This is a genomic window from Pseudomonas sp. PKS (assembly GCF_051913525.1).
Taxonomy (GTDB): Bacteria; Pseudomonadota; Gammaproteobacteria; order Pseudomonadales; family Pseudomonadaceae; genus Aquipseudomonas; species Aquipseudomonas guariconensis_D.
In genome coordinates this window covers 116,697-127,745 of record NZ_JBEGDO010000001.1, presented here as the reverse complement: position 1 = coordinate 127,745, position 11,049 = coordinate 116,697, and the positions used below count along the sequence as shown (strand labels likewise).

Genomic DNA, 11,049 nt, shown 5'->3' with positions numbered 1-11,049 from the left:
TACACCGAATTGCCCGTTTCGCGGGTAATCCGCCCCTGCAGGCTCGAGTTCACTGCCGCGAGCCGCAGCGCTCGATGGCCTTGAGGTGCGGCACGAAATTGCACGGCCGATGCCGCGAATCCAGCTGCTCCACCAAAATGCCCTCCCAGGCCGTGCGGCAGGCCCCGGTGGAGCCCGGCAGGCAACATACCAGCGTGCCGTTGGCCAGCCCTGCCAACGCGCGGCTCTGCACCGTCGAGGTGCCGATATCCAGGATCGACAGGGCCCTGAACAGCTCGCCAAAGCCTTCGATGTGCTTGTCCAGCAGGCAGGCCACCGCCTCCGGGGTGCTGTCACGCCCGGTGAAGCCGGTGCCGCCGGTGATCAATACCACCTGCACCTGATCGTCAGCGATCCAGCCCGCGACCTGGGCTCGTATCCGATAGAGATCGTCCTTGAGCAAGGCTCGAGCCACCAGACGATGCCCCATTTCCACCGCGCGGGTGGCCAACAACTCGCCCGAGGTGTCGGTTTCGAAAGTCCGGGTATCGCTGACCGTCAACACGGCAACGTTCAGGGGAATGAATTGCGCAATGGGTTTTGAACTCATCGTGAACACTCTAAATAAACAGGGGGCCGTCATTCGCGAGAAACTAGAGCGCCCTGCCCTGTTCGTCCAATCAATAATTCATACCGCATTATCGATATCACCTATCATCGTCCGTTGATCAGCAGGATCTATCAGGTGTTCGTAAATTCCCATTGGACACTCTAGTTCTTTCACTTTACTTTTCGCCGCCACAGGGTTTCGACCCGTTTCAATACACTGACTGCCAGCGTCAACATGTAAACGATCGGTTCAAGGCAATACACCTCCGATACGACTCATGTGTTTGCAGGGCGAGCGATGGATATCAAACAACTTAAATTTCTGATTGCGCTGGACCAGACCCGGCACTTTGGCCAGGCCGCCGCGCTGTGCCATATTACCCAGCCGACCCTCTCGATGCGCCTGCGCAACCTGGAGGACGAGTTGGGCTTGGTGCTGGTGACCCGTAGCCAGCGATTCGAAGGGTTTACCGAGGCCGGCGAACGGATTCTGGCCTGGACGCGCACCCTGTTAGCCGCCTATGACGGCCTGCAGACCGAAGCCGCCAATTGCCGTGGGCAGATCGTCGGCAGCCTGCGCATTGGCATGGTGCCGCTGTCGAGCTTCAATGCCATGCAGTTGCTCAAGCCACTGCTCGCGCAGTACACCGAACTCACCGTACAGCTGTCCTCGCTCAGCTCCGAACAGGTCATCGATGGCCTGAGCCGTAACCAGCTTGACCTGGGCATCTGCTACCTCGATCGGGTCAACAGCAGCTATTTCGAGATCATCGAACTAGGCGCCACCCGCATGGGCTTGCTGTACGACACCCGGCACTTTCGCTTCGACGGGCCCGAACTGCCTTGGGAAACGCTCGCCGGGCTGCCGCTGGGCTTGCTCTCCCAAGGCATGCACTACCGCCAATCGCTGGATTTGAGCTTGCGCAGCCGCGGCCTACATCCCACCCCCGTGCTTGAAAGCGATTCGACCTACCAGTTGATACAGGCCGTCTGCGCCGGGCTGTGCTGCGCCATCATGCCGCTCGACGATGGGCTGGAGGAGCTGAGTGAACATATCCGCATCATCCCCATCGCCAGCGCCAACATCCATGCACCGGTTGGCCTGCTGCTGCGCCGCAACGAGCCACGCTCGGCGCTGGCGGAAAAATGCTTCGCCCACGCCCGGGCCTTGCTCACGCCGAGCCCGCCACCGGCCATTGGCCAGAAAGCCTGACCACCCGACAGACAGCGCCCTCGAGCCTGCCCTCAGCCGGCATGACACGATGCCCCGGAGCCCCAATGACACCCACCGTCGACTCGCCTTCCTCGTTGACCCACCTGGACACGCGCGGCAACGCCCAGATGGTCGATGTCACCGACAAGTCCGAAACGCACCGACAGGCCACTGCCGAAGCCTGGGTGCGGATGAAGCCTGAAACCCTCAACCTGATCGTCACCGCAGGTCACCCCAAGGGCGATGTGTTCGCAGTGTCGCGCATCGCCGGCATCATGGCAGCCAAGCGTACCCATGAGCTGATCCCGCTGTGCCATCCGTTGCTGTTGACGGCGGTCAGCGTGGAGATCAAGGCGGTCAACCCGGACTCGGTGCGCATCATCGCCACCTGCAGCCTCAAGGGTGTAACCGGCGTGGAGATGGAGGCCCTGACCGCGGCGAGTGTCGCGGCGCTGACCCTTTATGACATGTGCAAGGCCGTCGATCGCAGCATGCAGATCGATTGGGTGCGCCTGCCCAGGAAATCCGGCGGACGTTCCGGTACCTATCGTCTGGAGGAACTGCCGTGATCCAGCTTCAGTACTTCGCACGCTTCCGGGAGCAGTTGGGCATTGACAGCGAATCGCTGCATTGGACACCTGCGCTGACCAGCCTGCGCGATCTGCGGGACCTGCTGTCCGAGCGCGGTGAACCCTGGGCGACGACGCTGGGCCATGCAGGCCTGATGTGCGCACGCAACGAGGAGCTCTGTGACCTGGATGAGCCGTTGCACGATGGCGACGATGTGGCGTTCTTCCCGCCGGTCACCGGGGGCTAGTGCGGGGACGCCCATGCCGCCATGCAGCCGGCTGCGCACACTCACCGGCTCGCCATCCTGCGCCGGTATTGGCGAGCGCGCAGGGCATTGGCCAGTTGCTGCACGATCAACGCCCAACCTGGCGCCACCGCAGGATCAGGCGCCTTGCCCCGGGCAAGCTTGTTCAACTGGTACTTGACCACCGCCATGTTGGCCAGCGAGGCGAGCGCTTTGTTCTTCCAGGTGATCGCCGGCAGTTGCGGGGCGCTGAGCTGCCCCGCCTGCCAATCACGCGCCAAGGCAGGATCGATCGCCAGCGCCGTGCCGATGCCGACCAGGTCGACGCCACTGTCGATCACCTGTTCTACAACCGGCAATCGGCGGATACCGCCGGTCACCATGACCGGCACGGTCGCCACTTCGCGAATCTCGCGGGCGAACTCCAAAAAATAGGCCTCCCGCGCCAATGTGCTGCCATCCCGCGCCTGGCCTTGCATGGCTGGCGCTTCATAGCTGCCGCCGGAAAGCTCGACAAGATCGATGCCCAGTGGGTTGAGCAGGCCCACGACCGCCTTGGCATCGTCGGCACTGAAGCCGCCGCGCTGGAAGTCAGCCGAGTTGAGCTTTACCGCGACGGCAAAGCCTGGCGACACCGCCGCCCGCACAGCCTTGACGATCTCCAGCAACAGGCGCGCGCGGTTCTTGAGGGCGCCGCCCCATTGGTCAGTGCGCTGGTTGGTCAACGGCGAAAGGAACTGGCTGAGCAGGTAGCCATGGGCGGCATGGATCTGCACGCCGGTAAAGCCCGCCTGCTCTGCCAACTGCGCGCTTCGGGCAAAACGCCGGATGATGTCCTCGATGACCTGCGTCGTCATGGCCTGGGGCTTGCTGAAATGCCGGGACATCGTGCCCAGCTCCAGCGCCACGGCCGAAGGCGCCCAGGTCGCCTGACCGAGGTTGGCCGGCATCTGCCGACCGGGGTGGTTGATCTGCAGCCAGAACTGCGCGCCCTGCGCCTGTCCGATGCGCGCCCACTCCCGGAACCGCTCCAGGTGCAGGTCATCTTCCAGAACGACTCCCCCCGGACCTGTCATGGCGCGGGAGTCGACCATCACGTTGCCGCTGATGAGCAGGCCTGCGCCACCCTCCGCCCACGCCTGGTAAAGGCGCATCAATCGAGCAGATGGCGCGTGGTCGGCGTCGGCCATGTTTTCTTCCATGGCCGCCTTGGCAATGCGGTTTGCGAGGGTGGAGCCGTTAGGCAGTACGAGGGGGGTGAAAGCGTTCATGGCGGCACCTCATTGGACGGTGCCAGCGACGATATCCTTAAAGCCAACTTTAAGGTCAATACCCAGATCGATTACGGTAGTCGATTACCTGTCGATGCCAGTTTTGCTGGCGGCCATGTCTTCACGCAATTGGTTGAGTACGCGCTGTGTGTTGTCCGCGCATGCCATGCCTTCGGGCTTGCCCTGGATGCCATCGATCACCAGCAGCAGTTGCGCCTTGTTGCGCGCCAACTGTTGCTGCAGCACCTCGATCTCCTCGACCTTGCGCTTGAGCCCATCGAGCAGTTCATCATGGCGCCAGACGTTGGCGTTGACGGGCATCAGATGGCGGATCTGCTCCAAGGTAAAACCCGCTGCCTGGGCGCTGGTGATCATCTCCAGCACCCAGACGGCGTCAGCGTCGTAGTCACGGTAACCGTTGGCCTTGCGCTCAACGGCATGGATCAATCCGCTCGCCTCGTAGAAACGAATGCGCGATGGTGCCAGGCCGGTGAGCTTCGCCAATTCGCCAATTTTCATGCAGCACCTTGTAGTGAATTGACCTTGAAGCTCACTTTAACCCTGAGGCGGCTCATGGGCCAGGCGGACCTTAGGGTCTGTATGAAATGTGTTCCCGCGAAGGCCAGACAAGGCGAAACGGGGCGAGCAAGCGCAGTGTACTGGCGTGCATGAGCATGCCTTTCAACGCAGTATGGGCGGGTGCGGATACATTTCGTACAGAGCCTAGAGACCTGCAATGACCTCAGCTGCGGTAGTCACCTGGCCGAAGTGGTGCTTCCACAGGTCGATGCCCAGTTGGCCGGACCGGTCCAGGGTCGAGCCTACGGTCAAGTCGGTGATCAGCGTCGGGGCCAGCCCTGCGTCGAACAGCGCGAAGCCCGCAGCCAGCACGCAGGTTTCCGTCTGCAGGCCACAGACCAGGACCCGGTCGACGCCCAGGCGCTTGAGGTATTCGATCGTTGCGGGCGTTTGCCCATAACCATGCTTGATGAAGACTTCATCGGCCTCGATCAGGTTCTCGTCTTCGGCCGCCGGGTGCCAGCCGAGCTGGCGGTGAAACGGCGTGACCTGCTCGTCATGCAGCTCAATGGACGCGACAGTGGGAATCTTCGCTGACAAATGTCGGATGCGGTCGATGAGCCATTCCGGCGGGTTGAAGGTGGACTGGACGTCGACGATGAGCAGCACCTGCTCCATGGGCATTTCCTAGCGCGATGTGAAAAGCGCCGAGTATATCGCCCGATAGCGCTCGGGGGCTGCCTTGCAGTCCATCGCCAACTTCCTCGCCCCCCCTTCAGCTCAGGTTTACCGACGAGGGTAACGACTTCTTCCAGTCGCCGCTGTGCAGGGGCCAAACGCCTTCGCAGGGGCCGCCACTGGTCATGTGAACGAATCTTCATGTTCCGCGCAGGCGCCTGGCACCGGGCAGATCAGCGGTTTCGCAGCGGCTCGCTGCCCGAGGGCGCCTTGAGCGTGCTTCCCCCCTTGCGTAGCATCGCCGGCCCTCGGCGCAACCCTCTCCTGATCACCAGAGCTTCCGATGCCCCAACCGATTCCCTTGAAGGACCACGAAAAGGAAAAACACCTGGTCAATCGCAGGCTGCTGGCCTGTGCGGCGCTGGTGATGAGCCTGGTGGTGGTGCTGGTGGGCCGGCTCTATGTGTTGCAGGTGCTGCAACACGACCAGCAGACTGCAGTGTCTGAAAACAACCGCGTGCACGTGCTGCCCATCCCGCCTGAGCGCGGGTTGATCTACGACCGCAACGGCGTGGTGCTGGCCGACAACAAACCCAGCTTCAACCTCACCATGACCCGCGAGCGCGCAGGCGACAGCACCCAGGTGCTCGATACCCTGGCCCAGGTGCTGGGCCTGGGCGAGGACGAGCGCAAGCAATTCGACAAGGACCTGCGGCGGGGCCGCAAGCCGTTCGAGCCGGTGACGCTGATGTTCGGCCTGTCCGAAGAGCAGATCGCGCTGATCGCGGTCAATCAGTTCCGCCTGCCGGGCCTGGACGTGGAGGCGCAGTTCATCCGTGAGTACCCGCTGGGCGAGCACTTCGCCCATTCGGTGGGTTATGTCGGGCGTATCAACGAAAAAGAAGCCAAGACCCTCGACAACACCGAGTACCGAGGCACCCAGTCAATCGGCAAGACCGGCATTGAGCGCTTCTACGAAGACCAGCTCCATGGCCATGTGGGCTATGAAGAAGTCGAGACCAACGCCCAGGGCCGGGTCATGCGGGTGCTGCGCCACCAGGATCCGATACCGGGCAAGGACCTGGTCCTGACCCTGGACGCCCATCTGCAGCAAGCTGCCGAAAAAGCGCTGGGCGAGCGTCGGGGCGCAGTGGTGGCGCTGGACCCGGCCACGGGCGATGTCCTGGCGATGGTGAGCAATCCGGCGTTCGACCCCAACCTGTTCGTCAAGGGCATCAGCTTCAAGCAGTACGCCGCCCTGCGCGACTCGATCGACCGGCCATTGTTCAACCGTGTGCTGCGCGGTCTGTACGCGCCTGGCTCGACGGTCAAGCCCGAAGTGGCCATCGCCGGCCTGGACAGTGGCGTGATCACCCCCGCCAGCCGCGTCTTCGACCCGGGTTACTACACGCTGCCCAACTACGACCACAAGTACCGCAACTGGAACCACAGCGGCGATGGCTGGGTGGACATGTACAGCGCGATCATGCGTTCCAACGACACTTACTTTTACGACCTAGCACACAAGCTGGGCATCGAGCGTCTGCATGACTACATGGCCGAATTCGGGCTGGGCCAGAAGGTCTCCCTGGACATGTTCGAGGAGGCACCGGGCCTGATGCCCTCCCCGGCCTGGAAGCGCGCCACACGCCGCCAGGCCTGGTTCCCTGGCGAGACCTTGATTCTCGGGATCGGCCAGGGCTACATGCAGGTCACCCCACTGCAACTGGCACAGGCCACCAGCCTGCTGGCCAGCAAAGGCGTGTGGCATCGTCCGCACCTGGCGCTGAGCGTGGGAGGCCAGGCGCCCGTGGACCCGCACCCGATGGCGGACATCGTGCTGCATGACAAGCACGCCTGGGATCAGGTCAATATCGGCATGCAGATGGTCATGCACGATCCACGCGGCATCGCCCGCGCCGCAGCGGCCGGGGCCCAGTACCGCATCGCGGGCAAGAGCGGCACTGCGCAGGTGGTGGCGATCCGTCAGGGCGAGCGTTACAACCGCGACAAGACCCTCGAACGGCACCGGGACAATGCCCTGTTCGTCGGTTTCGCGCCGGCCGAGCACCCCAGTATCGTGGTGGCGGTGATGATCGAGAACGGCGAAGCCGGTGGCCGGGTGGCAGGGCCTGTGGTACGCGAAGTCATGGACGCCTGGCTGCTCGACGACCAAGGACATCTGAAGGCGCAATACGCTGGGAGTACGGGCCAGCCCGTGGTGCCCCACGCCTGAGGCGTCAGCGGATCTGATGCTTGTGCAGCAAGCGGTAGAACGTAGGCCTGGAAATCCCCAGTACCTTGGCCGCGACACTCATATTGTCGCTGTGCCGATCGAGCACATCCGAAAGCGCCTGGCGCTCGGCCCGGTGCTTGTAGTCTTCCAAGGTGCCCAGTAGCTGCTCGTCCTGCTCGATCATCTGCAGCCCTAGGTCCTGCGCCTCGATCTGCCGGCCCTCGGCCAGCACCAGGCCGCGACGCACCCGGTTGGCCAGCTCCCGCACATTCCCCGGCCAGTCGTGCCGGCCCATGGCCGCCAGGGCGCGGTCGCTGAACGAGCGGGGCCGGCGTCCGGTCTCCAAACTGTAGAAATGCGCAAAATGGCTGGCGAGCATCGACAAGTCGCCGTGGCGGTCACGCAGGGGGGCGGTGATCACTTGCAGGACGTTGAGCCGGTAATAGAGGTCCTCGCGAAAGCGCCCCTGCACGATGGCCTTTTCCAAATCCACGTGGGTAGCAGCCAGGACGCGCACATCCACCGGGATCGGTTGGTCGCCGCCGACCCGCTCGATGTGTTTTTCCTGCAGAAAGCGCAACAGGTTGGCCTGCAATTCCAAGGGCAGATCGCCAATTTCGTCGAGGAACAACGTCCCGCCGTTGGCGGCCTCGATACGCCCCACCTTGCGCTGATGGGCGCCGGTGAACGCACCCTTTTCATGGCCGAACAGCTCGGACTGGATCAGGTGCTCGGGGATCGCGCCGCAGTTGATGGCGACGAACGGTTTGTCGCAGCGCTGGGACTGCCGGTGCAGAGTACGCGCCACCAACTCCTTACCGGTGCCGCTCTCGCCGCGGATCAGCACCGGCGACTCGGTGGGTGCCAGCTTGCCCAGCAACTTGCGCAGTTCGCGGATCGGCCGGCTTTCGCCCAACAGTTCGTGGGCCGGTTCATCCACTCGGACGGGGCCCTTGCCGCGCAAACGGGCCATGCCGAAGGCGCGCCCGAGCGTGACCTGAACGCGCGACACGTCGAACGGCAACGTGTGGAAATCGAAGAACCACTCGCAGACGAAGTCACCGACGTTCTGCATGCGTAGCTGCTCGGGGCTGAGCACGGCGATCCATTCGGTATTGCTGCGGGCGATCAGGTCCTTGACGGCCTCGGGATGACGCAGATGCGTGGCCTGCAAGCGCAGCAAGCCAACATCGCACGGATGCTCCAGCGCCGAGGTAAGCGAACAGCTATGCACTGCCCAGCCAACGCTGCGCAAGCCCGGTAGTAGACGGTGGCAATCGTCGCAGGGGTCGACGATCAGCAGACGGCGTTGGGTGGTCGGTTCGAGCATGACTGTTCCTTGACGCCAAGAGTTGGTTTTTCATGTAGAAACAGTAAGTTGCAACGTCCGAATTAACAGTAGCAATGAACCTGAGTTGGCCCAGTACCGTTTGTCCGCCAATTGCGTTCGGCGATGGGGCATGCGGGAATCTTTCAAAGTTTCCAGCGTCACAGCCGGCACAGGTTGCGGTAATACTTTTGCCGACTTGAAAAAAAAATTTGCCCTCCGTGTGACTTCACCCCTGACTGGAAGCATCAGTACGAATAACCCCGCGCTGCGCCTCCTTGAACATGAAGCAACGCGGACATCTTTTCGCTGTTTGGGACCATAGAGAGACCGAACCATGAACGCCCCGCTCCGTGTCAACGAAGCACTGCTGATCGCCGACCACGCCTTCGAACCTTTCCAGTGCGTAGCCTGGGATGCACCCAACGGTACTGGTGAGCTGAGCCTGGCAGTGATCGACCGGACCAACACGCGTATCGGCAGCAAGCAAGTATCCTCGCGTATCTATTCCGACCCTGCGCAATGGGCCAGCTTGATCGAGGAAGTGCGTGCCGAACTTTGCGAAAAAGGTTACGACCTGCAACCCTGGTCGATGCCGAAATAATATCGGCGCCCTGCAAGTGCGTGCCAAGTCACGCACTTGTGCAACTTTCCTTTTGCCCTTCCGGCAACTTTTGTCATTGCGACATATCGTCGCAATTGCGACTTTCAACGTTTATCAATTCAACTCCCTGAACTGCTGGATATGCCGATATTCGGCTTGCAGCTGTTCGGCCAGTTGCCGCGCACGCCCCAGGCGCACCGCTGCCAGCTCCATGTCCACCAACACCGTCGCGCACGGCATGGGTCGCAGTGCATTCCAGCGTTGCAGACGACCATCGGTCAGCACCAGGCAGCGCTGTGTTTCATGGGGGTAACGCTTGGCCCGCGCCTGCAACCAGTGCCGCGCCTCTTCAAGGGCCGCGATCAACGGCGTACCGCCCCCCGCCCCGAGCGCCTGCAACCAGGGTTGCAGGGCGGCCGATGCCTTGAGCCCATGGCGCTGCCAACGCGGCGCGCCGCCACTGGCGGTGAGCAGGGCCAGGCGGGCCCGTAGGCGATAGGCCTGATCGAACAGCTCGGCCAGCAGCCCCTTGGCGTGTGCCAGCGCCTGCTGGCGCCGGGTCGAAGCCGAAGCGTCAACGATCACCAGCCACAACTCCGGCGCTTGGGCCTGGCGCTGCTGCCAGCACAGGTCATGGCGATGCCGTGGCCGCCCTTTGAGCAATGTCGCAAGCCAGGCCACGCGCGCAGCACCACCCGCGCGTGCACGACCACGAGGCGTACCGCTCAAGGTGCCCGGCTGGGGCTTGGCATCCGCCGCCAGGGCGGCGGGCTTGCGGATGCTCAGGGCTTTTTTGCCCAGTTCGGCACCTCGCGCCGCGCCCCGGTGGCGACGGTTTGTGGGGGCAATGCGCCCCAATCACCCTGCCCGCCTTGGGCGTCGGAATGTGCTTGGGTTTGAGGCGGTGGTGGGGTGGAGGATGCGCTGGTCGGGGGTGTCTCTCGGCGTCGATGGCGCAGGGCGAACTCCGCCACAGCCTGTACGTCAGCTTCTTCTATCGCATCGCCGCCACGCCAGGCGGCATGGGCACGGGCGGCCCGCAACCAGACCAGGTCGGCGCGCATGCCATCGACTCCAGCGCTGAAACAGCCCTCGGTGATCCAGGCCAGGGCGCGATCGTCCAGCGGGATGCTGTCCAGGCGCTGGCGTGCGGCCTGGCAGCGTTCGCGCAAGTCTGCCTGGGCCTGCGCCCATTGGGCGTAGAACGCCTGAGGATCGCTGTCGAAGGCCAGTCGCCGACGAATGATCTGCTGCCGCGCCTGCGGTGGCGGGAGACCTTCGAGCAGCACATTGAGGCCGAAACGGTCGAGCAATTGCGGGCGCAGTTCGCCTTCTTCCGGATTCATGGTGCCGATCAGGACGAATCGGGCATCGTGGCGATGGGAAATACCGTCGCGCTCGATGCGATTGGTGCCACTGGCGGCCACATCCAGCAGCAGGTCCACCAGCGGATCGGGCAGCAGGTTGACTTCATCCACATAAAGCACGCCACCATGGGCCTGGGCCAGTACGCCGGGCGAAAACTGCGCCTTGCCCTGCCCCAGCGCGGCATCCAGATCGAGGGTGCCGACCAGGCGCTCCTCGGTGGCGCCCAGTGGCAGGGTCACGAAGGGTGGCGTCTGCCCAGGCGTACCCAGCAGGTCGGCCAAGCCGCGCGCCAAGGTGCTTTTGGCCATGCCGCGCGGGCCTTCGATCAACACACCACCGATTTTGGGGTCGATGGCGGTCAGGCACAGGGCCAGCTTGAGGTCGTCGGCGCCGACCACGGCCGCCAGGGGGAATTGCACGGGTTCGCTCAT

12 protein-coding genes are annotated in these 11,049 nt (G+C 63.3%); 5 read left to right on the top strand and 7 right to left on the bottom strand.

Features of this window, described 5'->3' with window-relative positions; translation table 11 throughout:
* Nucleotides 1-49: 49 nt before the first annotated feature.
* Nucleotides 50-589, bottom strand: coding sequence for a molybdenum cofactor biosynthesis protein B (gene moaB, locus ABOA88_RS00610; protein ID WP_196168229.1), 540 nt, complete (start codon nt 587-589; stop codon nt 50-52).
* Between the two features lie 297 nt (nt 590-886).
* Here moaB and ABOA88_RS00605 point away from each other — a divergent pair, with 297 nt between their 5' ends.
* From ABOA88_RS00605 to ABOA88_RS00595, 3 genes are all read left to right on the top strand, one after another.
* The gene (locus ABOA88_RS00605) at nt 887-1,801 is read left to right on the top strand and encodes a LysR family transcriptional regulator (RefSeq protein ID WP_196168228.1); all 915 of its coding nucleotides are present in this window, start codon (nt 887-889) and stop codon (nt 1,799-1,801) included.
* 65 nt (nt 1,802-1,866) lie between these two features.
* A complete protein-coding gene (moaC, locus tag ABOA88_RS00600) occupies nt 1,867-2,370 on the top strand; it encodes a cyclic pyranopterin monophosphate synthase MoaC (protein ID WP_367850741.1) in 504 nt (167 codons plus the stop codon).
* The gene (locus tag ABOA88_RS00595) at nt 2,367-2,618 is read left to right on the top strand and encodes a MoaD/ThiS family protein (protein WP_367850740.1); all 252 of its coding nucleotides are present in this window, start codon (nt 2,367-2,369) and stop codon (nt 2,616-2,618) included. Before moaC ends, ABOA88_RS00595 begins: the two co-directional genes overlap by 4 nt.
* Nucleotides 2,619-2,659: 41 nt before the next feature.
* On the opposite strand, the gene ABOA88_RS00590 is transcribed toward ABOA88_RS00595, so the two are convergent.
* The 3 genes from ABOA88_RS00590 to ABOA88_RS00580 all read right to left on the bottom strand — a co-directional run bounded on the left by ABOA88_RS00590 (nt 2,660) and on the right by ABOA88_RS00580 (nt 5,083).
* Complete coding sequence (locus ABOA88_RS00590; RefSeq protein ID WP_367850739.1) at nt 2,660-3,886, bottom strand: NADH:flavin oxidoreductase/NADH oxidase family protein; 1,227 nt, start codon at nt 3,884-3,886, stop codon at nt 2,660-2,662.
* A gap of 84 nt (nt 3,887-3,970) precedes the next feature.
* Nucleotides 3,971-4,405 (bottom strand): MerR family transcriptional regulator, encoded by a 435-nt coding sequence (locus ABOA88_RS00585; protein WP_367850738.1) that lies wholly within the window; start codon nt 4,403-4,405, stop codon nt 3,971-3,973.
* A 204-nt stretch (nt 4,406-4,609) separates the two neighbouring features.
* Nucleotides 4,610-5,083, bottom strand: a complete 474-nt coding sequence (locus ABOA88_RS00580; protein ID WP_196168223.1) for a cysteine hydrolase family protein — start codon at nt 5,081-5,083, stop codon at nt 4,610-4,612.
* Nucleotides 5,084-5,426: 343 nt separating this feature from the next.
* Here ABOA88_RS00580 and mrdA point away from each other — a divergent pair, with 343 nt between their 5' ends.
* Entirely contained in the window at nt 5,427-7,319 is a 1,893-nt protein-coding gene (mrdA, locus tag ABOA88_RS00575; protein ID WP_367850737.1) for a penicillin-binding protein 2, read from the top strand.
* A gap of 4 nt (nt 7,320-7,323) precedes the next feature.
* Here the strand turns inward: mrdA and ABOA88_RS00570 are convergent, their stop codons facing one another.
* Nucleotides 7,324-8,649, bottom strand: coding sequence for a sigma-54 dependent transcriptional regulator (locus ABOA88_RS00570; RefSeq protein ID WP_196168221.1), 1,326 nt, complete (start codon nt 8,647-8,649; stop codon nt 7,324-7,326).
* Nucleotides 8,650-8,983: 334 nt separating this feature from the next.
* Here ABOA88_RS00570 and ABOA88_RS00565 point away from each other — a divergent pair, with 334 nt between their 5' ends.
* Nucleotides 8,984-9,250 (top strand): hypothetical protein, encoded by a 267-nt coding sequence (locus ABOA88_RS00565; protein ID WP_043212394.1) that lies wholly within the window; start codon nt 8,984-8,986, stop codon nt 9,248-9,250.
* Between the two features lie 114 nt (nt 9,251-9,364).
* Here ABOA88_RS00565 and ABOA88_RS00560 read toward each other — a convergent pair whose 3' ends face one another.
* Both ABOA88_RS00560 and ABOA88_RS00555 read right to left on the bottom strand, forming a co-directional pair.
* The gene (locus ABOA88_RS00560) at nt 9,365-9,931 is read right to left on the bottom strand and encodes a vWA domain-containing protein (RefSeq protein WP_328326199.1); all 567 of its coding nucleotides are present in this window, start codon (nt 9,929-9,931) and stop codon (nt 9,365-9,367) included.
* A gap of 101 nt (nt 9,932-10,032) precedes the next feature.
* On the bottom strand, nt 10,033-11,049 hold the full coding sequence (locus ABOA88_RS00555; protein ID WP_367850736.1) for an ATP-binding protein: 1,017 nt from the start codon (nt 11,047-11,049) through the stop codon (nt 10,033-10,035).

Bases quoted from the DNA above. Each gene is read 5' to 3' on its own strand.
- moaB (WP_196168229.1), bottom strand. From the start codon at position 589: ATGAGTTCAAAACCCATTGCGCAATTCATTCCCCTGAACGTTGCCGTG.
- moaC (WP_367850741.1), top strand. From the start codon at position 1,867: ATGACACCCACCGTCGACTCGCCTTCCTCGTTGACCCACCTGGACACG.
- ABOA88_RS00570 (WP_196168221.1), bottom strand. From the start codon at position 8,649: ATGCTCGAACCGACCACCCAACGCCGTCTGCTGATCGTCGACCCCTGC.
- mrdA (WP_367850737.1), top strand. From the start codon at position 5,427: ATGCCCCAACCGATTCCCTTGAAGGACCACGAAAAGGAAAAACACCTG.
- ABOA88_RS00605 (WP_196168228.1), top strand. From the start codon at position 887: ATGGATATCAAACAACTTAAATTTCTGATTGCGCTGGACCAGACCCGG.
- ABOA88_RS00580 (WP_196168223.1), bottom strand. From the start codon at position 5,083: ATGGAGCAGGTGCTGCTCATCGTCGACGTCCAGTCCACCTTCAACCCG.
- ABOA88_RS00590 (WP_367850739.1), bottom strand. From the start codon at position 3,886: ATGAACGCTTTCACCCCCCTCGTACTGCCTAACGGCTCCACCCTCGCA.
- ABOA88_RS00565 (WP_043212394.1), top strand. From the start codon at position 8,984: ATGAACGCCCCGCTCCGTGTCAACGAAGCACTGCTGATCGCCGACCAC.
- ABOA88_RS00555 (WP_367850736.1), bottom strand. From the start codon at position 11,049: ATGAGCGAACCCGTGCAATTCCCCCTGGCGGCCGTGGTCGGCGCCGAC.
- ABOA88_RS00585 (WP_367850738.1), bottom strand. From the start codon at position 4,405: ATGAAAATTGGCGAATTGGCGAAGCTCACCGGCCTGGCACCATCGCGC.